This window comes from Burkholderia paludis (genome assembly GCF_000732615.1).
GTDB classification, from domain to species: Bacteria; Pseudomonadota; Gammaproteobacteria; order Burkholderiales; family Burkholderiaceae; genus Burkholderia; species Burkholderia paludis.
Genome location: NZ_JPGL01000020.1, coordinates 18,074 through 38,927 on the forward strand (window position 1 = coordinate 18,074; position 20,854 = coordinate 38,927).

A 20,854-nucleotide genomic window follows, 5' to 3' on the forward strand; every position below is an offset into this window, starting at 1 on the left:
TCGGAATGGCGGACAGGTGCCGGGCCGCGTTCAGCGGCGTTCGGCGGCCTGCGGATCGGCTGCCGTGTTGGCCGCCGTGCTGGCGGCGGGCGGCCGCGCATGCGGCCGTTCGGGGTTCGGCGCGTCCTGCGCCGATTCGTGCGGATACAGCTCCATGCGGCTGCGCGGCAGGCATTGCGGGTAGTGATCCTGCAGGTAGGCGATCAGGCCTTCGCGCACGCGGCAGCGCAGATCCCAGCACGACGACGAATCGGCCGAGCTGACGAGCGCGCGCAACTGCATCGTGCGCTCCGTCGCGTCGGTCACCTGCAGCACCTGCACGCGGCCGTCCCACTCGGGCGCCGCCTGGACGAGCCGCGCGAGCGCGTCGCGCAGCGGCGCGAGCGGCGTGCGGTAATCGACCGACAGGTAGACCGTGCCGATGATCTCCGCGCTGCTGCGCGTCCAGTTCGTGAACGGGTTCTCGATGATCCACTGCAACGGCACGACAAGGCGCCGCTGGTCCCACAGCCGCACCGACACGAACGAACCGGTGATTTCCTCGATGCGCCCCCACTCGCCCTGGATCACGACCACGTCGTCGAGCCGGATCGGCTGCGTGAGCGCGATCTGCAGCCCGGCGATCAGGTTGCCGAGCACCGGCCGGGCGGCGATGCCGGCGACCAGGCCCGCGACGCCGGCCGACGCCAGCAGGCTTGCGCCGACCTGGCGCACGTTCGGGAACGTCATCAGCGCGGCGCCGGTGCCGACGATCACGATCAGCACCATCACGGTCCGCACGAGCACCCGGGCCTGCGTATGGATGCGCCGCGCCTGGAGGTTGTCGGCCGTATCGATCGGATGCGCCTGGATGATCGCGTCGCCGACGCCGGCCGCGAGCCGCACCAGCAGCCACGTCAGCGCCACGATGGAGCCGACTGCCGCCGCCGTGCGCATGCCGCGCACGAACGACATGCCGTCGTCCGCCTGGACCCACAGGAATTCGAGCGCCAGCAGCGCGAGCACGACCAGCGACGGCCTGTCGATGTAGCGCAGGATCGCGCTCGTCAGCGGATACGGCTGCGCGACGCGCCGGACGATCCGCGCGCCGAGGCGGTGCACGATCGAGACGACCAGCACGACGATGACCGACACCGCCAGCGTGCCGAGCCATGAATGCAGCGGCGCATCGGCGATGCGCTGCAGTTCCTCGATTGAAATCATCGGCGCCCCGTGGCTGATGAGGCGCTCGCGCCTCGTCCTGGATGCGTCGGCGGCGTCCGGGCAACGTCTGCGCCCGGACACGGCGTCAAATCAGTTGCCGCCCTTGCAGGGAAACGCCTTGCCGAGACCGAGCGACACCGCGGTGCTCGCGTTGTAGTCGGCCAGCTTCGGATTTTCCGCGATGTACTTGCGCACCGCGTCGGTCATCTGCTGCGCCCGGATGTCGGGCGGCAGGCAGAAATACTGGCCGACGCGCGGCCCCGTCGTGCCGCCGATCGCATCGATCGTGTTGTAGACGCCGTCGGCGGCGCCTTCGATGTAGGCCGCGCACGACGCCCGCGACTTGACGTCCGTCTTCGCGCACAGCCGGTCGAGATCCGCGCCCGTGAAAGCCGCCGCCGACAACGGCACGGCAAACGCCGCGGCACAAAACATTGCGCGCAACATGGTGTTCCTTATGTTTATGCGGCCCGAGACCGCCTGCTGTCCTGGCCGGCGCGACGCCGGACGCCGCGCCCCGGCCCGAATCCGGCCGGGCGGACGCCGTCTGCCCCCCGGCCGGTCGCACCCAAAGCCGTTATTTTGCACTCTTTTGGCCATCGGCCGGCGCCGATGCACCGACGCGCACCGTGCGCTTGCTCAGGATGTCGATCGCGTCCGGCGCGTTGTAGTGCTTCGCGAACTCGAGCGCGGTGATGCCGAGCTGGTTCTTCACCTGCGGATCGGCGCCCTGGTCGAGCAGCAGCGTGACCGTCGACGCATGATTGCCGCGCGCGGCCATCATCAGCGGCGTCGTGCCGTTCGGCGATGCGGTATCGATGTACGCGTCGTGGTCGAGCAGCAGCTTCACGACCGCGTCCTGGCCGTTGGTCGCCGCGTAGTGCAGCGGCGCCCAGCCTTTCTTGCTGACTTCCGCACCCTTGTCGATCAGCAGTTTGGCGAGGCCGAGGTCGCCGTTCAGCGACGCGAGCATCAGCGCGTTCTCGCCAGCCTTGTCTTCCTTCTCGAGGTCGACGTTCGGCGTCGCGGCGAGCGCCGCCGCGACCTTGTCGGACTTCTCGCGCGCCGCGATCACCAGCAGCGGATCGCCGTTCGGCGCGATCGTGTTCGGGTCGAGCTTGCCGCTCTTGAGCTGCTTGCCGATGTCGGCGATGTCGTCGAACTTGACGGCCTTCACGATCGCGTCGAGCGACTCGGCATGCGCGCCGGCCGCGGCGAACAGGCCGCTCGCGACGAGCGCGGCGGCAACGAGGGCGCGCTTCGAGAAATGATGGGTCGACTTCGTCATTGTTGTGGGCTCCTTCCCTGGGTTGTCGGCTGTGCGCGCGTCGTCAGCGGGCGATCTTGAACAGCCGGAAAAAGTTCTGCGTCGTCGCGTCGGCGAGCGCCTCGACGGCGATCCCGCGCTCGGACGCGATAAAGCGTCCGACATGGCTGACGTACGCAGGTTCATTCGGCTTGCCGCGGTACGGCACCGGCGCGAGGTACGGCGAGTCGGTCTCGATCAGCAGCCGGTCGAGCGGCACGCGCCGCGCGACGTCCTGCACGTCGGTCGCGCTCTTGAACGTGACGATGCCCGACAGCGAGATATGGAAGTTCTGCGCGAGCGCCTGCTCGGCAACCGGCCACGGCTCGGTGAAGCAGTGCATCACGCCGCCCGGCACGTCGGCCCGCTCCTCGGCCATGATCCGCAACGTATCCTCAGACGACGAGCGCGTGTGGATGATCAGCGGCTTCATCGTCGCGGTCGCCGCGCGGATGTGGGTGCGAAAGCGTTCGCGCTGCCACTCCATGTCGGCGATCGAGCGACCTTCGAGGCGGTAGTAGTCGAGGCCCGTCTCGCCGATCGCGACGACCTTCGGGTGCGCGGCCAGCTCGACGAGCTCCGCGAGCGTCGGATCGTGCGCATCCTCGTGATCGGGGTGCACGCCGACCGACGCATAGACGTTGTCGTGCGCTTCGGCGATCGCGAGCACCTCGGGCAGCGTCTCGAAATCGACGGACACGCACAGCGCGTGCGTGACGTCGTGCTCGCGCATGTTTTCGAGCACGGCCGGCAGGCGGTCGGCCAGGCCCTTGAAATTGATGTGGCAGTGAGAGTCGACGAACATCGTGTTTCCTGAATTCGTAAGGCGCGCGCTCATGCGCTCGCCGGCAGGTGGCAACGGCCGGCCACGGTCGCGCGGCGGCACGGCCCGGTCATCGCTTCACAACCATGGCGAAACAATGGCGGGATCACGCGAACATATCCCGGTATCCGAGAAACAATTCCTCGAATACGAGCCGCGCGTTGAGCGGATGGTTCTCGACCGTCCGCTGCCGCGTCACGGCTTTCATGAAGCGCGCGAACGCGTTCGCGTCGACCGATTCCGCGCAGCGCGCGAGCGCCGCGGCGTGCGTCGGGAAATAACGCGGCGTGCCCGCCATGCGCTGTGCGAGCAGATCGTACAGCCAGCGCTGCAGCCACCCGAGCACCAGCGGCACCGGCAGCTTCTGCAGCGCCTCGCCGCACGCGAACGGGTCGCACGCCGCACCGGCCGCGAGTTGCCCGAGCGTGTAGTCGCGCAACGGGCGATTCTCGTCGCTCGCGAGCGCCAGCGCGGCGAGCGGCGCGCCGCCGGCCTCGGCAAGCAGCGCGCTCGCGTGGTCGACGCCCTGCGCCGCGAGCCAGGCCGCGGCCGCATCCGGCGCCGGCACGCTCATCGGCCACTGCCGGCAGCGGCTGATGATCGTCGGCAACAGGCGGTCGATGCGCGCCGACACGAGCAGGAACACCACGCCGGACGGCGGCTCTTCCAGCGTCTTCAGCAGCGCGTTCGACGCGGCGACGTTCAGCGCCTCGGCCGGATACAGCACGACGACGCGCGCGCCGCCGCGGTGCGAACCGACCCCGCAGAAGTCGAGCAGCGCGCGCACCTGCTCGATCTTGATTTCCTTGCTCGGCGCGCGCGTCTTCTTGCCGCCTTCGTCCGCGTCGGCCGGCTTCGCGTCGTCCGCGGCGCCCGGCGCTTCGCCCGCCAGCGCCTCGGGCAGCACGATCCGGTAGTCCGGGTGGTTGCCCTGCGAGAACCAGGTACAGGCCGCACAGGCGCCGCACGGCTCGCCGTTCGGCCGCGGCGATTCGCACAGGAAGCCCTGTGCGAGATGCTGCGCGAACTGCAGCTTGCCGATCCCGGCCTGGCCATGCAGCAGCAGCGCGTGCGGCCATTGCGCGCGCAATTGCTGCAGGCGGTTCCAGTCGTCGGTCTGCCACGGATAGATCATGGGGTGCGTTCCTTGCGAATTACAGCGCGGCGAGCACGCGTTCCAGCTGCTGGCGGATCTCGGGAATCGACTGCGTCGCGTCGACGATCGCGAAACGGTGCGGCGCCTCTTCCGCGCGCCGCAGGTATTCGCCGCGCGTGCGCGCGAAAAAGGCGTCGGATTCGCTTTCGAACTTGTCGGGCATGCGCGCCGCGCCGCGCCGCTCGCTCGCGATCTGCGGCGCCACGTCGAACAGCACCGTCAGGTCGGGCTGGAAGCCGCCCTGCACCCAGCGCTCGAGCGCCTCCAGCTTGTCGCGCGGCAGCCCGCGGCCGCCGCCCTGGTACGCGAACGTCGCGTCGGTAAAGCGGTCGGACACGACCCAGTCGCCGCGCGCGAGCGCCGGCTCGATCACCAGCGCCAGGTGCTCGCGGCGCGCGGCGAACATCAGCAGCGCTTCCGTTTCGAGATCCATCGGCTGGTTCAGCAGGATCTCGCGCAGTTTCTCGCCGAGCTGCGTGCCGCCCGGCTCGCGGGTCACGACGACCTGCCGGCCGGCCGCGGCCAGCTTGCCCTGGAGACGTTCGCAGAACCATTGCAGGTGGGTGGTTTTCCCCGCCCCGTCGATGCCTTCGAACGTGATGAATTTACCGCTCGCCATTATTGACCTCGTATGTACTTGTCCACGGCCTTGTTGTGGTCGCCGAGGGTGTCCGAGAACACGCTCGTGCCATCGCCCTTCGCCACGAAATAAAGCGCGCTCGTCTGGGCCGGATTGATCGCCGCCTGCAGCGCGGCAACGCCCGGCAACGCGATCGGCGTCGGCGGCAGGCCGCGTCGGGTGTAAGTATTGTAGGGAGTGTCGGCCTGCAGGTCGCGCTTGCGCAGACGGCCGTCGTACGCGTCGCCCAGCCCGTAGATCACCGACGGATCGGTCTGCAGCGGCATGCCGATGCGCAACCGGTTCGCGAACACGGCCGCGACGAACGCGCGGTCGGCCGCATGCCCCGTTTCCTTCTCGACGATCGACGCGATCGTCAGCGCTTCGTAAGGTGTCCGGTACGGCAGGCCCGGCGCGCGCGCGGCCCAGGCCTCGTCGAGACGCGTCTGCATCAGATGGTAGGCGCGCCGGTAGATGTTCAGGTCGCTCGTGCCCTTGTCGAACAGATAGGTATCGGGGAAGAACAGCCCCTCGCCGCTGCCGCGCCGCACCGCGTTGTCCGACGCCCCGATCGCGCGCAGCAGCTCGGCGTCGCTCATGCCGGACGTCGCGTGCGCAAGATCCGGGTTCGCATCGAGTTCCGCGCGCATCCGCTTGAAGGTCCAGCCTTCGATGACGGTCGCGACGTACTCGTTCACGTCGCCGCGCGCGATCTTCTGCAGCACCTCGTAAGGCGTGATGCCGGTCTTGAATTCGTAGTTGCCGGATTTCAGGCGGCTCGACAGCCCGAGCACGCGCGTCATCGCGACGAAGCCGAGCGGCTCGACCGGCACGCCGCCGCGCCTGAGCTGCAGCGCAACGCTTTTCACGCTGCTGCGCGGCTTGATCGTGACGTCGAGCGACGCCGAGCCCAGCAACAGCGGCCGGGTTGCCCAGTAATATCCGCCGCCCGCGCCGGCAGCGGCCACAACAACGGCCAGCGCCACGATCGTCGCGGCGCATTTCTTCAGTAGGGACATGGAAACGTGACTCAGGTAAGACCCATATAATACTTGCTCGCCTTCGTCAAAGTCAGGGTTGACTGTTCCCTCATTCCATGAGTACACCGTTCGCTTCACCGGCTGTCCCGGCCGCGCCCGCCTCGCTCCCCGTGTTCCCTCGCCCGTCCGCCGCCGATTTCGACGCGCCGGGCGCCTGCATGCCGCTTCCGCAGTTCGGCGTGATCGACGTGGCCGGCGACGACGCCGCGACGTTCCTGCACAGCCAGCTCACCAACGATATCGAGCACCTCGACGCCGCGAGCGCGCGGCTGTCCGGCTATTGTTCGCCGAAGGGGCGCCTCCTCGGGTCGTTCCTCGCGTGGCGGGCCGGCCACGGCGTGCGCCTGCTGGTGTCGAAGGACGTGCAGCCGGCCGTGCAGAAGCGGCTGTCGATGTTCGTGCTGCGCGCGAAGGCGAAGCTGACGGATGCGAGCGACACGCTCGCGGTGGCCGGTTTCGCGGGCGACGTGCGCGACGCGCTGTCCGGCATCTTCGACGCGCTGCCGGACGGCGTGCACGTGAAGGTCGACGGCCCGGCCGGCACGCTGATCCGCGTGCCCGATGCGGCCGGCCGCAAGCGCTACCTGTGGATCGGCTCGCGCGCGGAAGTCGATGCGCGCATCGCTGCGCTCGCCGGCACGCTGCCGGTCGTGTCGCCGGCGGTCTGGGACTGGCTCGACATCCGCGCGGGCGAACCGCGCATCACGCAGCCGGCGGTCGAGCAGTTTGTGCCGCAGATGGTCAACTTCGACGTGATCGGTGCCGTTAACTTTCGCAAGGGGTGCTACCCGGGCCAGGAAATCGTTGCGCGCAGCCAGTACCGCGGCACGATCAAGCGCCGCACCGCGCTCGCGCACGTCGCCGGCGAGACCGACGCCGTGCATGCCGGCGTCGAGCTGTTTCACAGCGACGATCCCGGCCAGCCGTGCGGGATGATCGTAAACGCGGCGGCCGCGCCCGCGGGCGGCGTCGACGCGCTCGTCGAAATCAAGCTCGCGGCGCTCGACAACGGCACGGTGCACCTCGGTTCGGCCGACGGTCCGGTGCTTGCATTCGACACACTGCCGTACGCATGGCCGACGGAAGTGTGACGCACTGACAACCCGTTCGCGCGCCGGCTGGCAAGTCGCAGCCGGCACCCGATGTTTCCTGCGAGAGATTCGCCCGATGTGTCTGATTGCCTTCGACTGGCAGCCCGATGCCGCCGCCGGTCCCGTCTTTACCCTCGCCGCCAATCGCGACGAGTTCTTTCGCCGGACGAGTGCACCGCTCTCGTGGTGGGAAGATGTACCGGGCGTACTGGCCGGCCGCGATCTCGAAGCCGGCGGCACGTGGCTCGGCGTGTCGCGCGACGGCCGCTTCGCCGCGCTGACGAACTACCGCGCGCCGTTCGACATCCGCGCCGGCGCGCCAACCCGCGGCAAGCTCGTGTCCGATTTCCTCGGCGGCCAGCCGGTTGGGCCGCTCGACTATCTCGGGCAGCTGGCCGAGCATGCGGCCGTCTACAACGGCTTCAACCTGCTCGTCGGCGACTGGAAACGGCGCGAACTCGCGTGGTTCTGCAACCGCGCGCCCGACGGCGAAAGCAGTGTCGCCGCGCCCGTCGCCATCGCACCCGGCGTGCACGCGCTGTCGAATGCGCGGCTCGATACGCCCTGGCCGAAAGTGGTGCGCAAGCGCGCGGAGCTCGGCACGCTGCTCACCGACAATCCGGCCCCGCCGCTCGATGAACTGATCGCGCTGATGCGCGACCCGCATGTCGCCGACGACGACGCGCTGCCGCACACCGGCATTCCGATCGAGCGTGAGCGGGCGCTGTCGGCCGCGTTCATCGAGACACCCGAATACGGCACGCGCGGCACGACCGCGCTGCGCGTCACGATGAAGGAAGGCGTGCGGCTGACGGTCGAGATCAAGGAACGCTGCGACGACGACGGTTCGCACCGCACCGTCCGCCCCGGCACGTTCGAGCGCGCGTTCACGTTCGATCTCGACGCGACGCGGCCGCGCTGAACGTGCCGGCGCGCTGATCGGGCGCGCGCCGCGCTACGGTGCGCGCGCCATCTCGACGTGCGGCACGCCCGCTTCGACGAACGGTTCGCCGACCGTGGCGAAACCGTGCCGCAGATAAAACGACACGGCCGAATCCTGCGCGTAAAGCCGCACGACACGCTCGCCGCGGTACCGCGCCGCCGCCAGCAACGCGGTCAATACAGCCGACCCGACGCCCTGCCCGCGCATATCGGCCAGCACCGCGACGCGGCCGATCGTGCCGGACGGCAGCAGCCGCCCCGTTGCGACCGCGCGACGTGCGCCGGTTGCCGCTTCGACCCGGTACGCCACCGCGTGAAGCGACAGCGGATCGTCGTCGTCAAGCTCCCATTCGGGCGGAATCCGCTGCTCGCGCACGAATACCGCGTCGCGGATCCGCGCCGCGTCGCCGCCCAGTACCGTCCAGTCGCCCGTTTCCACCCCGCCGTTCGTCATCGCAGCCCTCCACGCGGCACGCAGGCCGCCAAGCGCCCACCGTCAGACGTCGTCGAATGCGGCCTTCAGCGCCGCGACCGCGTCGACATGCGCGGCCCGCACCTCCGGCACGTAGCCGCCCATCTTGAAGAATTCGTGAATCATCCCCGGATAGCAGACCAGCGTGACCGCGTTGCCGGCCGCGCGCAGCTTGTCCGCATACGCGGCGCCCTCGTCGCTCAGCGGATCGTACTCGGCCGTCGCGATCCACGCCGGCGCGACGCCCTCGAACGACGGCGCATCGCGCGTGCCGTCGAGCGGCGCGAAGCGCCAGTCGTCGCGGTCGGCGTCGTTGCGCACGTATTGCGTGAAGAACCACTGGATCGTGTCCTGCGTCAGCAGGTAGCCGTTCGCGAGCCGCGCGTGCGATTCGGTGTCCTGGAAGCCCGTTACGCCCGGATAGATCAGCAGTTGCAGCGCCAGCGGAATGCCGGCGTCGCGCGCCAGCACCGCGCAGACGGTCGCGAGCGTGCCGCCCGCGCTGTCGCCGCCGACCGCCAATCGCGCGGCATCGATGCCGAACGCCGCGGCCTCGCGATGCAGCCACCGCAACGCGTCGTCGGCGTCGTTCACCGCGGTCGGGAACCGGTGTTCGGGCGCGAGCCGGTAGCCGACCGACAGCACCGCGCACTGCGCCTCGTGCGCGAACATCCGGCACAGCGCATCGTGCGTATCGACGCTGCCGACCGTAAAGCCGCCACCGTGGTAATAGACGAGCGCGGGAAGCGGCTCCGCAAGGCTCGGCGCGACCGGCAGGTACAGCCGCGCGCCGATCGTGCCGCCGTCGCGCGTCGGCACGACGCATTCCTCGACCGAGTGCATCGGCGCGGGCGCGACATCGAGAATCGGCGCGCTCTTCTCGTATGCGGCGCGCGCCTGCTGCGGCGTCTGCCGGTGATAGGACGGACGTTTCGCACGCTCGATCATGTCGAGCACCTGGGCGATCTTCGGATTCAGCGGCATCGATTGGGACGGCGCCGGTGCGACGCCGTGAACGGACAAGCGTCACATGATGCCACGCCCGCGGCGCGCGGGCGTGGTGCGCTTCGCGCGTCGCAATCCCGGCCCTCCTTCGGCCTGCCGTGAACGCGTTCGACGTACACATGCGCTCCGCAAAACAGAACGGCCCTGCCAGTAGCAACGAGGCAGGGCCGTGCGTTCCGGCACTTACGCGTCGCTCGGGCCGGGCTGGGCGTCGGGCGCCGTGCGCGAGCGCTGCCGCTTGATGTCGCGGCCCACCGCGAGCCGCCGCATGTACTTGAACGTGCCGAGCGCCTTCGCGACGAAATTGCCGTCGCTGTCGCGTACTTCGCCTTCGCAGTAGGCCATCGTCGTCGAGCGGTGCATCACGCGCCCGTAAGCGCGCAACTCGCCGCGCCCCGGCTGCATGAAGTTCACCTTCATCTCGACCGTCACGACGCCGACGCCGTCGTCGGTCAGGCTGCGTGCGGCCATCGCGAGCGCGATGTCCGCGAGCGTCATCGTCACGCCGCCGTGCGCGATGCTCCACGTGTTCATGTGCCGCTCTTCGAGCGGCAGCATGAGCTCGCTCGCGCCGTCCTTCGCGGACACGAGCTGCACGCCGAGCAGGTCGACGAACGGGCTTTCGATCGACGGGCCGTCCGTCGGGGTTGCCGCGTCGCTCATCGTGCGATGTCGACGATGTAGTCGACGCATTCGCGCGACTCGGCCACCGCGACGACGAATTTCTTCACTTCCTGGTGAACCGGGTGCACCTGGTAGGCATCGAGCGCCGCCTTGTCCGCGAAATCGGACACGAGCACGATGTCGGCGGTCGCGTCGAGGCCAGGCGTTGCCACGCCGACGTCGATCTGCAGGGTGCCCGGCACGAGGTCGCGGCAGCCTTCGAGCTTTTCCTTCAGCTTCAGCGCGTTCTGTGCGCGCGTCGCGCCTTCGGCCGATTCCTTCAACTTCCACATGACGATATGTCTGATCACTTCGTTCGCTCCAGTTCGTTTTGGCGCCGGGATTGACCCTGCAACCCTTGTCGGTCGGGCACCTTCGGCCCTCTTGCCGTTCGCTCGCGTTCGCCTGAAATTGCACGCGGCCGGGAAAACGCGGGCGGGAAAGCGGGTATCACGTTACCCCGCCCAACGCGCCCCCGCTTTTTCGCCATGCCCCTTGCCGACGTCAAGGCGCGACAAGCGAAGGCAGGCAACAAGCCTACCAAACTTACCGATATCGATGGACTGTATCTTGAAGTGCGTCCGCCCGGCGCCGGGCTCAGGACATACCGAAACAGGATGACCGCACCGGAGAATCCATGCGAGAACGACGAATACCCGGCCACGCGCCGCCAAAACGCGCATATAGCCCCTTGCACGACCAGCGATCGCGACGACGACCTCGCATCACAACGCGCGACAGCACATCACCGCGACACAACCCGATTCCGCCCTTCCCGTTTCGCCTGGTACAGCCGTTCGTCGACCACGCGCAGCAATGCATCGACGGTGCTGCCGTCGGTCCCGTATTGCGCGACGCCGACGCTGACCGTCACCTGCACGCGCTTGAAATCGAGCCCGAACGGTGAGCTCGCGATCGACGAGCGCACGCGCTCGGCAGTCATCCGCGCGCCTTCGAGCGGCATTTCCGGCAGCAGCGCCATGAATTCCTCGCCACCGACGCGCGCGAGCCCGCCCGCCGGCCGGATCGCATCGAGACACTGGCGCACGACGCCGCGCAGCACCTCGTCGCCGATCTGGTGCCCGTACGCATCGTTGATGTTCTTGAAATTGTCGAGATCGAGCGCCAGCAGGCAAAACGGCGTGCCGTCGCGCTCGGCCCGCACCATTTCGCGCTCGACCTGCGCGATGAACTGCCGGCGGTTCGACGCGCCGGTCATCGGATCGGTCGCGGCCATGTATTCGAGCTTCTGGTTCGTGCGTCGCAGTTCCTGCAGCGCACTCTCGGTGCGCGCCATCGACTCCGACAACCGGCTCATCAGGTCTTCCTGGCTGTAGATCGCTGAAAACGAGCGCGTGGTCTGCAGCGCCTGCACGACGCCGTAGCTGAGCAGGAAGAAGCCCCCCGCGAAGATCGCGTGCGCAAGCCACCACATGTGATTCCACGGCTTGCCGAGAATGAACGCGAGCGACGACAGCGCAAACGCCATGATCGACACGCCGTAGATCACCATGAGCGGCGAGCGGATCCGCCGCGCGAGCAGCACGGCGACGTTCAGCAACGAAAACACGAGCGCACCGCCCTCCATCGACAGCCGCGTGCCCGGCGCGCCCGCGACCGGCGAATACGCGACGTACGCCACGGCCACGTTGACGATCACGAAGAACACGATCCACGGCAGCCACGTGCTCACGCTCGTGCGCTTCTCGATACGGTCGGGCGGACGCGAATACGACAGCAGGCCCGTCAGCAGCAGGATCGACATCACGAGCCGCGACGCGGGCCCGTACAGCAGGAACAGCCAGATATTGTGGTGCGCCATCCCGGTGAAGGCGCCGTGCAGCGCATAGATCATCGCGAAGCCGAGGAAGCCTAGCGTCAACCAGCGCAGCAGCGGCTCGCCGGACGACCGGTAGCACACCCACGTCACGTAGGTGACGAACGCGCCCTCGAGGGTCGCGGCCGCAATCGCGATTTCATGGAACGCGTGATTCTCGAACACGACGCCCGGGTCGCTGAAGAACCACAGATAGGCGATCAGATAAGCCGGCAGCAGCGCGAATCCGACCAGCAGGCATTTCGCATAGAGCCGCGCGGCTGCGCTGACGACACGCGGCGGTTCCCCGGCTGCATAGGTCGTACTCATTCGATCCCCGGTCGGTCTGCTGCGTGGATTCGCGCCTTGGCGGCACGGCTCGCGCAACGCGCGATCCGGCCCATCGTGCCGAAAGGCAAATGTCAGAGCAAGTATAGGTGGGGCAATTCGTTTGACAAGTCAGGGGAAACGGCATTGTCCGGCGCATGCCTTTTACTTCCCCATCGTTTCGAATCGCGCGTCGATCGCACCGATTCACGTCGCGGCCGCCGGCCTCGCCGAAGCGAAACCGCGGCCGCCCGGCACCAAAGATCAGAGGATTTCGAACAGGCCGGCCGCGCCCTGCCCGCCGCCGATGCACATCGTGACAACCACGTATTTCACGCCGCGCCGCTTGCCTTCGATCAGCGCATGGCCCGTCAGGCGCGCACCCGACACGCCGTACGGATGGCCGACCGCGATCGCGCCGCCGTTCACGTTCAGGCGATCCTCAGGAATCCCGAGCGTATCGCGGCAGTACAGCACCTGTACCGCGAACGCTTCGTTCAGTTCCCACAGGCCGATGTCGTCGACCGTCAGCCCTGCCTGCTTGAGCAGCTTGGGCACCGCGAACACGGGCCCGATGCCCATCTCGTCCGGCTCGCAGCCGGCCACCGCGAAGCCGCGGAACACGCCCATCGGCTGCAGCCCTTCGCGCTGCGCGGCATCGGCGCTCATCACGACGCAGGCCGACGCGCCGTCCGAGAACTGGCTCGCGTTGCCGGCGGTGATCACGCCGCCCGGCACGGCCGAACGGATCTTCGACACGCCTTCGAGCGTCGTATCGGAACGGATGCCTTCGTCGGCCGACACCGTCACTTCCTTCGTGAACAGGCGGCCCGTCGCCTTGTCGGCGATGCCCGCGAGCACGGTGATCGGCACGATCTCGTCGCGAAAGCGCCCGGCTTCCTGCGCCGCCGCGGCACGCAGTTGCGACTGCACGCCGTACGCGTCCTGCCGCTCCTTCGCGATGCCGTAGCGCTTCGCGACGTTCTCGGCCGTCTGCAGCATGTTCCAGTAGATCTCGGGCTTGTGCTCGGCGAGCCAGCCTTCCCGGAGCATGTGCCGGTTCATCTCGTTCTGCACGCACGAGATCGATTCGACGCCGCCTGCGACATACACGTCGCCTTCGCCCGCGACGATCCGTTGCGCGGCCAGCGCAATGGCCTGCAGCCCCGACGAACAGAAACGGTTCACCGTCATCCCCGGCACCGTCACGGGCAGCCCCGCGCGCAACGCGATCTGCCGCGCGATGTTCGCGCCGGTCGCGCCCTCGGGGTTCGCGCAGCCCATGATCACGTCCTCGACGCGGGCCGGGTCGAGCTTTGCGCGCTCGAGCGCGGCCGCGACCACATGGCCGCCGAGCGTGGCGCCGTGCGTCATGTTGAAGGCGCCGCGCCAGGATTTCGCGAGCGGCGTGCGGGCAGTCGATACGATTACGGCTTCGGTCATGCGAGTCTCCTTCGGTCCTGCTTCATGTCCTGATTCGGATGGGGAAATGCGCTACGCCGCAGGGCGCGCGCCCGCGGACGTCACGTGTGCGACGCCCGCCGCCTGCATCTGCTGCCATGCGCGCGCGAGCGACCCGTTCAGGTCGATCGCACGGCACGCATCGTTGATCACCGCGGCCTCGAAACCGGCCGCGCGCGCATCGAGCGCCGACCACGCGACGCAATAGTCGGTCGCGAGCCCGCAGCACCACACGCGCTTCGCGCCGAGCTCGCGCAGATAGCCCGCGAGCCCCGTGCGCGTCGTGCGGTCGGCCTCGACGAACGCCGAATAGCTGTCGACCTGTGCGTCGCCGCCCTTGCGGATCACGAGCCGCGCATGCGGAATGTCGAGGTCGCGATGCAGCGCCGCGCCGTCGGTGTCCTGCACGCAGTGCACGGGCCACAGCACCTGCTCGCCGTACGGCAGCGCGAGCGTGGAGAACGGCTCGCGGCCCGGATGGTTCGCCGCGAACGACACGTGTTCGCGCGGATGCCAGTCCTGCGTCAGCACGACCTGGTCGAAGCGCCGGGCCAGCGCGTTGATCGCCGGCACGACCGCATCGCCGTCCGGCACCGCGAGCGCGCCGCCCGGCATGAAGTCGTATTGCACGTCGATCACGAGCAGTACGTCGTCGGTGCGTTTCATCGCATGTCTCCAGACGGAATCGGCCGCGCCGCCATGCGGTGCGTCAGCCGTTGAACCCGCGGCCGGCTTCCGCCAGCGCCGCGATGGACGGTGCGAGCTGCCACGCGTCGCCGTTCGGCGCGGCCGCGTAGCGGCGAATCGCGCGCTCGACGTTGTAGAGGCCGACCGTGTCCGCGTACAGCATCGGGCCGCCGCGCCACAGCGGGAAGCCATAGCCGGTCAGGTAGACCATGTCGATGTCGGACGCCTTCGACGCGATCTTCTCCTCGAGGATCTTCGCGCCTTCGTTGACGAGCGCGAACACCAGCCGCTCGACGATCTCGTCGTCGCCGATCTTGCGCCGCTCGACGCCGCGCTCCTTCGCATACGCGACGACCAGCTCGTCGACGACCGACGACGGCTTCGCCTTGCGCTCGCCCGGCACGTAGTCGTACCAGCCGGCGCCCGTCTTCTGGCCGAAGCGGCCTTGCTCGCACAGGCGGTCGGCGATCTTCGAGTAATGCAGGTCGGGCTGCTCGACGTAGCGGCGCTTGCGGATCGCCCAGCCGATGTCGTTGCCGGCGAGGTCGCTCATCCGGAACGGGCCCATCGCGAAGCCGAACTTCTCGATCGCGCGGTCGACCTGCGCGGGCAGCGCGCCCTCCTCGAGCATGAACAGCGCCTGACGGATGTACTGCTCGATCATCCGGTTGCCGATGAAGCCGTCGCACACGCCGGACACGACCGCCGTCTTGCGGATCTTCTTCGCGACCGCCATCACGGTCGCGAGCACGTCCTTCGCGGTCTGCGCGCCGCGCACGACCTCGAGCAGCTTCATCACGTTCGCCGGGCTGAAGAAGTGCATGCCGACGACATCCTGGGGACGTTTCGTGAACGCCGCGATCCGGTCGACGTCGAGCGTCGACGTGTTCGACGCGAGGATCGCGCCCGGCTTCGCGACTTCGTCGAGGCGGCGGAACACCTGCTCCTTCACGCCGAGTTCCTCGAATACGGCCTCGACGATCAGGTCGGCGTCCTTCAGGTCGTCGTAGGACAGCGTCGGCGTGATCAGCGCCATGCGCGCGTCGAGCTTCTCCTGCGTGAGCTTGCCCTTCTTCACCTGCGCGTCGTAGTTCTTGCGGATCGTCGCGACGCCGCGCTCGAGCGCCTCCTGCTTCGTCTCGAGCAGCGTGACGGGCAGGCCCGCGTTGACGAAATTCATCGCGATCCCGCCGCCCATCGTGCCGGCGCCGATCACGCCGACGCGGCGAATCTCGCGCAGCGGCGTATCGGCCGGCACATCGGGAATCTTGCTCGCCGCGCGCTCGCCGAAAAACGCGTGCCGCAGCGCGCGGCTTTCCGGCGTCATCATCAGCGCGATGAAACCCTCGCGCTCGGCAATGCTGCCCTTGTCGAAACCGTGCAGCACGCCGGCCTCGATCGCGTCGATGCACTTGTGCGGCGCGGGGAAATTCGGCGCGGCGGCCTGCGCGGAATTGCGCGCGAACTGGATGAAGCCCGCGGCGTTCGCGTGGACGATCTCGCGATCGCGCACGCGCGGATGCGGCCCCTGCCGGGCGCCGGCCTGGCGCGCGAGCGCGACGGCCGCGTCGAGCAGGTCGCCATCGGCCATTGCGTCGAACAGCCCGCTCTTCGCGAGTTGCTCCGACGGCACGGGCGCGCCCGACACGATCATGTTCAGCGCGGTTTCGAGCCCCACCGCTCGCGGCAGGCGCTGCGTGCCGCCCGCGCCCGGCAGCAGGCCGAGCTTCACCTCGGGCAGCGCGACCTGCGCGCCGGGCGCCGCGACGCGGTAATGCGCGCCGAGCGCCAGCTCGAGGCCGCCGCCCATCACGACGCTGTGCAGCGCCGCGACGACGGGCTTCGCGCTCGCCTCCACCGCGCGGATCACGGTGTGCAGCGTCGGCTCCTGCAGGGCCTTCGGCGTGCCGAATTCGGTGATGTCGGCGCCGCCCGAGAATGCGCGTCCCGCGCCGGTCAGCACGATGGCCGTGACCGACGGATCCTGCGCGGCGCGCTCGAGCCCGTCCATGAGGCCCCGGCGGGTCGACAGGCCGAGCCCGTTGACGGGCGGATTGTTGAGCGTGAGGACGGCCACGCCGTCGCGAGTCGAGTAATCCACTGCCATCTGCCTGCCTCCATGCATCGCGCGCCGGGGTGGCTGCGCTTCATTGTGCGCGGTCGAACGGCCGCATGTCCGGATCGAACGGAGGCAGCATACAACGAAAAAGCACGGTCGTTCAATTTGAATTTTGTTCCCGATCCGGGGACGGATCGGGCGACCGGCTCGCGGGCCGCCGCCGGCCCGGGCGCAACAATTACGGCTCGCAGGCCGCCGTCGGCAGCACGTAATCGCGGAACGTCTCGCGCAGCTTCAGCTTCTGCAGCTTGCCGGTCGCGGTGTGCGGCAGCGACTCGACGAACACGACGTCGTCGGGAATCCACCATTTCGCGACCTTGCCTTCGTAGAACGCGAGCAGCGCGTCGCGGCTCAGGTTCGCGCCTTCGCGGGGCACCACGACGAGCAGCGGGCGCTCGGTCCATTTCGGGTGCGCGCACGCGATGCAGGCCGCCTCGGCCACCCCCGGGTGCGCGATGGCGACGTTCTCGATGTCGATCGAGCTGATCCACTCGCCGCCCGACTTGATCACGTCCTTGCTGCGGTCGGTGATCTGCAGGAAGCCGTCGGGATCGATCGTCGCGACGTCGCCGGTCGGGAACCAGCCATCCGACAGCGGCGACGTATCGCCGCGAAAGTAGCGGTCGATCACCCACGGCCCGCGCACCTGCAGTTCGCCGAACGCGACGCCGTCCCACGGCAGCGCGTGGCCGTCCTCGCCGACGATGCGCATGTCGACGCCGCAGATCACGCGCCCCTGCTTCTCGAGCAGCGCGCGCTGCGCGTCGAGCGGCCGCTGCGACTGCGCCCAGTTGAGCTTCGCGAGCGTGCCGAGCGGCGACAGTTCGGTCATCCCCCACGCATGGATCACGCGCACGCCGTACTCGTCCTCGAACGTGCGCAGCATCGCGGGCGGGCACGCGGAACCGCCGATCACCGTGCGGTTCAGCGTCGAGAAGCGCACGCCGGCTTCGCGCATGTAGTTGAGCAGGCCGAGCCATACCGTCGGCACGCCCGCGGAGTACGTCACGCGCTCGGCCTCCATCAGCTCGTACAGCGATTTTCCGTCGAGATCCTTGCCGGGCAGCACCAGCTTGCCGCCCGTGAGCGGCACCGCGTACGGCAGCCCCCACGCGTTGACGTGAAACATCGGCACGACCGGCAGCACGGCGTCCATCGCGGACAGGTTCATCGCATCGGGCAGCGCGGCGCCGTACGCGTGCAGCACGGTCGAGCGGTTCGAATACAGCACGCCCTTCGGGTTGCCGGTCGTGCCCGACGTGTAGCAGAGCCCCGACGCCTGCTGCTCGTCGAGGCGCGGCCAGTCGTAGCGGCCGTCCTCGGCTTCGACGAGCGTTTCGTAGCAGAGGAACGGCGTCGCGCCGGACGGCAGGTGCGCGGCGTCCGTCATCGCGACCCAGCCCTTCACGTGCGGGCACTGCGGCGCGATCGCATCGACGAGCGGAGCGAAATTGATGTCGAAGAAGACGTAGCGGTCTTCCGCGTGATTGACGATGTACGCGATCTGCTCGGGAAACAGGCGCGGGTTGATCGTGTGGCACACCGCGCCCATGCCGCCGATGCCGTAATACGCCTCCAGGTGCCGGTAGCCGTTCCACGCCAGCGTACCGACGCGATCGCCGGGTTCGACGCCGAGCCGTGCCAGCGCCTGCGCGAGCTGCTTCGCGCGGCGTTCGCAATCGCGGTACGTGTAGCGATGCAGATCGCCCTCGATGCGCTTCGACACGATCTCGGTGTCGCCCGCGTGCCGCGCGGCATGCGCGATCAGCGAGGAGACCAGCAGCGGCACGTCCATCATCTGGCCCAGCAACGGCTTACCCATCGTCTTGTTCTCCGTGAGGATGCGAATCGGTGACCAGCCTGTGCCGCGCGCCCGCCAACGGCCCCGGACGGGCCGCGGCGCACGGCACGCGCGCCGCCATGCGGGCGGCGCGGCGCCGCCTTACAATATCGGCTTACCCAGAGGCGCTCAACATGTCGTTTTCCCGAAGCGCAGCCGATGCGGCTGACACCCTCCCCGACCTCGCCGCCACGCTCGGCGCGCCCGCCGAAGGCGCGTTCGTCGCGCTCGGCGCCGCGTTCCATACACGGCTGCCGGCCGCGCCGCTCGCCGCGCCGTACGTCGTCGGCCATTCCGACGAAGTCGCGCAACTGCTCGGCCTGCCGCCATCGATCGCCGCGCAGCCCGGGTTCGCCGAGCTGTTCGCCGGCAACCCGACGCGCGACTGGCCCGCGAACGCACTGCCGTACGCGTCGGTCTATTCCGGCCATCAGTTCGGCGTGTGGGCCGGCCAGCTCGGCGACGGCCGCGCGCTGACGATCGGCGAACGCACCGGTGCCGACGGGCGCCGCTACGAGCTGCAACTGAAAGGCAGCGGCCGCACGCCGTACTCGCGCATGGGCGACGGCCGCGCGGTGCTGCGCTCGTCGATCCGCGAATTCCTGTGCTCGGAAGCGATGCATCATCTCGGCATCCCGACCACCCGCGCGCTGACGGTGATCGGCTCCGACCAGCCGGTGGTGCGCGAGGAGATCGAGACGTCGGCCGTCGTCACGCGCGTGTCGGAGAGCTTCGTGCGCTTCGGGCACTTCGAACACTTCTTCTCGAACGATCGCCCCGACCTGCTGCGCCAGCTCGCCGACCACGTGATCGACCGCTTCTATCCGGATTGCCGCGATGCGGACGATCCTTACCTCGCGCTGCTCGAGGCCGTGACGTTGCGCACGGCCGACCTCGTCGCGCAATGGCAGGCGGTCGGTTTCTGTCACGGCGTGATGAACACCGACAACATGTCGATCCTCGGCGTGACGATCGACTACGGGCCGTTCGGCTTCGTCGATGCGTTCGACGCGAACCACATCTGCAACCACTCGGACACCAGCGGCCGCTACGCGTACCGGATGCAGCCGCGCATCGCGCACTGGAACTGCTACTGCCTCGCGCAGGCGCTGTTGCCGCTGATCGCGCTGCAGCACGGCATCGCGGACGACGACGCGCGCGCCGAGCGGGCCGTGGAGGATGCGCAGGCCGTGCTCGCGACGTTCCCGGAACGGTTCGGCCCCGCGCTCGAACGCGCGATGCGCGCGAAGCTCGGCCTCGCGCTCGAACGCGAGAACGACGCCGAACTCGCGAACAAGCTGCTCGAGACGATGCACGCGAGCCACGCGGATTTCACGCTGACGTTCCGCCGGCTCGCGCAGATCTCGAAGCACGACGCGAGCCGCGACGCGCCGGTGCGCGACCTGTTCATCGACCGCGACGCATTCGATGCGTGGGCGAACCTCTACCGCGCGCGGCTGTCCGAGGAAACACGCGACGACGCGGCACGCGCGGCCGCGATGAACCGCGCGAACCCGAAATACGTGCTTCGCAACCATCTGGCCGAAGTGGCGATCCGGCGCGCGAAGGAGAAGGATTTTTCGGAAGTCGAGCGGCTCGCGCAGATCCTGCGCCGGCCGTTCGACGAACAGCCCGAGCATGAAGCGTACGCGGCGTTGCCGCCCGACTGGGCCGGGTCGCTCGAAGTGAGCTGCTCGTCCTGAACCCAACCCGCGCGTATCGACCGACCGATCAGGAGAACCCCCATGTCCCACGATTCCGACGACAAGACCTTCCCGTACCGGAAGGACGACGCCGAGCTGCGCCGCCGGCTCACGCCGATGCAGTACGAGGTCACGCAGCACGCGGCGACCGAGCGCGCCTTTACCGGCGAGTACACCGACACCGAGGACGCCGGCATCTACAAATGCGTCGTCTGCAGCACGCCGCTGTTCGAATCCGGCGCCAAGTTCCACTCGGGCTGCGGCTGGCCCAGCTACTTCAAGCCGCTCAACGGCGAAGTGATCGACGAAAAGGTCGACTACTCGCACGGGATGGTGCGCGTGGAGGTTCGCTGCAACCATTGCGGCGCGCATCTCGGCCACGTGTTCGAGGACGGCCCGCGCGACCAGACCGGTTTGCGCTACTGCATCAATTCGGCTGCGTTAAACTTCGAGTCCCGACCCGAAAACGAATGAGCGGCGCCGGGCGGATCTGCCGGGCGGCCAGCCTCGGGCCGGCCGCCCCGATCCGCGACGGCGATGCCTGGCGGGTCCCTACAACGGTGAAAGGCCGCGCAAGCGGC

At 68.7% G+C, this 20,854-nt stretch carries 20 protein-coding genes; 4 read left to right on the plus strand and 16 right to left on the minus strand.

What is annotated here, in order from left to right; genetic code table 11:
- Nucleotides 1–30 precede the first annotated feature (30 nt).
- The 7 genes from GQ56_RS0113990 to mltG all read right to left on the minus strand — a co-directional run bounded on the left by GQ56_RS0113990 (nucleotide 31) and on the right by mltG (nucleotide 6,126).
- Complete coding sequence (locus GQ56_RS0113990) at nucleotides 31–1,203, minus strand: mechanosensitive ion channel family protein (RefSeq protein ID WP_031399253.1); 1,173 nt, start codon at nucleotides 1,201–1,203, stop codon at nucleotides 31–33.
- A 90-nt stretch (nucleotides 1,204–1,293) separates the two neighbouring features.
- A complete protein-coding gene (locus GQ56_RS0113995) occupies nucleotides 1,294–1,650 on the minus strand; it encodes a Rap1a/Tai family immunity protein (RefSeq protein ID WP_031399254.1) in 357 nt (118 codons plus the stop codon).
- A 130-nt stretch (nucleotides 1,651–1,780) separates the two neighbouring features.
- A complete protein-coding gene (locus tag GQ56_RS0114000) occupies nucleotides 1,781–2,491 on the minus strand; it encodes an ankyrin repeat domain-containing protein (RefSeq protein ID WP_031399255.1) in 711 nt (236 codons plus the stop codon).
- A gap of 43 nt (nucleotides 2,492–2,534) precedes the next feature.
- Nucleotides 2,535–3,314 (minus strand): TatD family hydrolase, encoded by a 780-nt coding sequence (locus GQ56_RS0114005; RefSeq protein ID WP_031399256.1) that lies wholly within the window; start codon nucleotides 3,312–3,314, stop codon nucleotides 2,535–2,537.
- Between the two features lie 124 nt (nucleotides 3,315–3,438).
- Entirely contained in the window at nucleotides 3,439–4,467 is a 1,029-nt protein-coding gene (locus GQ56_RS0114010; RefSeq protein ID WP_031399257.1) for a DNA polymerase III subunit delta', read from the minus strand.
- Nucleotides 4,468–4,486: 19 nt separating this feature from the next.
- A complete protein-coding gene (tmk, locus tag GQ56_RS0114015) occupies nucleotides 4,487–5,107 on the minus strand; it encodes a dTMP kinase (protein WP_031399258.1) in 621 nt (206 codons plus the stop codon).
- On the minus strand, nucleotides 5,107–6,126 hold the full coding sequence (mltG, locus tag GQ56_RS0114020; protein WP_031399259.1) for an endolytic transglycosylase MltG: 1,020 nt from the start codon (nucleotides 6,124–6,126) through the stop codon (nucleotides 5,107–5,109). The genes tmk and mltG overlap by 1 nt, the downstream gene beginning before the upstream one ends.
- A 77-nt stretch (nucleotides 6,127–6,203) precedes the next feature.
- Here mltG and ygfZ point away from each other — a divergent pair, with 77 nt between their 5' ends.
- Together ygfZ and GQ56_RS0114030 are read left to right on the plus strand one after the other, a co-directional pair.
- Nucleotides 6,204–7,238 carry a CAF17-like 4Fe-4S cluster assembly/insertion protein YgfZ gene (ygfZ, locus tag GQ56_RS0114025; RefSeq protein WP_031399260.1) on the plus strand — a complete coding sequence of 345 codons (1,035 nt, stop codon included), beginning with the start codon at nucleotides 6,204–6,206 and terminating at the stop codon, nucleotides 7,236–7,238.
- 76 nt (nucleotides 7,239–7,314) lie between these two features.
- Nucleotides 7,315–8,160, plus strand: coding sequence for an NRDE family protein (locus GQ56_RS0114030; RefSeq protein ID WP_031399261.1), 846 nt, complete (start codon nucleotides 7,315–7,317; stop codon nucleotides 8,158–8,160).
- Between the two features lie 33 nt (nucleotides 8,161–8,193).
- On the opposite strand, the gene GQ56_RS0114035 is transcribed toward GQ56_RS0114030, so the two are convergent.
- From GQ56_RS0114035 to GQ56_RS0114075, 9 genes are all read right to left on the minus strand, one after another.
- Nucleotides 8,194–8,634: a GNAT family N-acetyltransferase gene (locus tag GQ56_RS0114035; RefSeq protein WP_031399262.1), complete on the minus strand. Its 441-nt coding sequence runs from the start codon at nucleotides 8,632–8,634 to the stop codon at nucleotides 8,194–8,196.
- Nucleotides 8,635–8,676: 42 nt separating this feature from the next.
- Nucleotides 8,677–9,636, minus strand: coding sequence for an alpha/beta hydrolase (locus GQ56_RS0114040; RefSeq protein ID WP_031399263.1), 960 nt, complete (start codon nucleotides 9,634–9,636; stop codon nucleotides 8,677–8,679).
- A 204-nt stretch (nucleotides 9,637–9,840) separates the two neighbouring features.
- Nucleotides 9,841–10,320, minus strand: a complete 480-nt coding sequence (locus tag GQ56_RS0114045; RefSeq protein ID WP_031399264.1) for a PaaI family thioesterase — start codon at nucleotides 10,318–10,320, stop codon at nucleotides 9,841–9,843.
- Complete coding sequence (locus GQ56_RS0114050) at nucleotides 10,317–10,631, minus strand: Dabb family protein (protein ID WP_031399265.1); 315 nt, start codon at nucleotides 10,629–10,631, stop codon at nucleotides 10,317–10,319. Before GQ56_RS0114050 ends, GQ56_RS0114045 begins: the two co-directional genes overlap by 4 nt.
- 434 nt (nucleotides 10,632–11,065) lie before the next feature.
- A complete protein-coding gene (locus GQ56_RS0114055; RefSeq protein ID WP_031399266.1) occupies nucleotides 11,066–12,466 on the minus strand; it encodes a sensor domain-containing diguanylate cyclase in 1,401 nt (466 codons plus the stop codon).
- 261 nt (nucleotides 12,467–12,727) lie between these two features.
- Nucleotides 12,728–13,906 carry an acetyl-CoA C-acyltransferase gene (locus tag GQ56_RS0114060; protein ID WP_031399267.1) on the minus strand — a complete coding sequence of 393 codons (1,179 nt, stop codon included), beginning with the start codon at nucleotides 13,904–13,906 and terminating at the stop codon, nucleotides 12,728–12,730.
- A 51-nt stretch (nucleotides 13,907–13,957) separates the two neighbouring features.
- Nucleotides 13,958–14,590 carry a bifunctional nicotinamidase/pyrazinamidase gene (pncA, locus tag GQ56_RS0114065; protein ID WP_031399268.1) on the minus strand — a complete coding sequence of 211 codons (633 nt, stop codon included), beginning with the start codon at nucleotides 14,588–14,590 and terminating at the stop codon, nucleotides 13,958–13,960.
- A gap of 43 nt (nucleotides 14,591–14,633) precedes the next feature.
- Nucleotides 14,634–16,718: a 3-hydroxyacyl-CoA dehydrogenase NAD-binding domain-containing protein gene (locus tag GQ56_RS0114070; RefSeq protein ID WP_031399269.1), complete on the minus strand. Its 2,085-nt coding sequence runs from the start codon at nucleotides 16,716–16,718 to the stop codon at nucleotides 14,634–14,636.
- Nucleotides 16,719–16,908: 190 nt separating this feature from the next.
- The gene (locus tag GQ56_RS0114075; protein ID WP_031399270.1) at nucleotides 16,909–18,552 is read right to left on the minus strand and encodes a 3-(methylthio)propionyl-CoA ligase; all 1,644 of its coding nucleotides are present in this window, start codon (nucleotides 18,550–18,552) and stop codon (nucleotides 16,909–16,911) included.
- Nucleotides 18,553–18,704: 152 nt separating this feature from the next.
- Here GQ56_RS0114075 and GQ56_RS0114080 point away from each other — a divergent pair, with 152 nt between their 5' ends.
- Nucleotides 18,705–20,273 carry a protein adenylyltransferase SelO gene (locus GQ56_RS0114080; RefSeq protein WP_031399271.1) on the plus strand — a complete coding sequence of 523 codons (1,569 nt, stop codon included), beginning with the start codon at nucleotides 18,705–18,707 and terminating at the stop codon, nucleotides 20,271–20,273.
- Between the two features lie 42 nt (nucleotides 20,274–20,315).
- The gene (gene msrB, locus GQ56_RS0114085) at nucleotides 20,316–20,747 is read left to right on the plus strand and encodes a peptide-methionine (R)-S-oxide reductase MsrB (protein ID WP_031399272.1); all 432 of its coding nucleotides are present in this window, start codon (nucleotides 20,316–20,318) and stop codon (nucleotides 20,745–20,747) included.
- The last annotated feature ends 107 nt before the right edge of the window (nucleotides 20,748–20,854 follow it).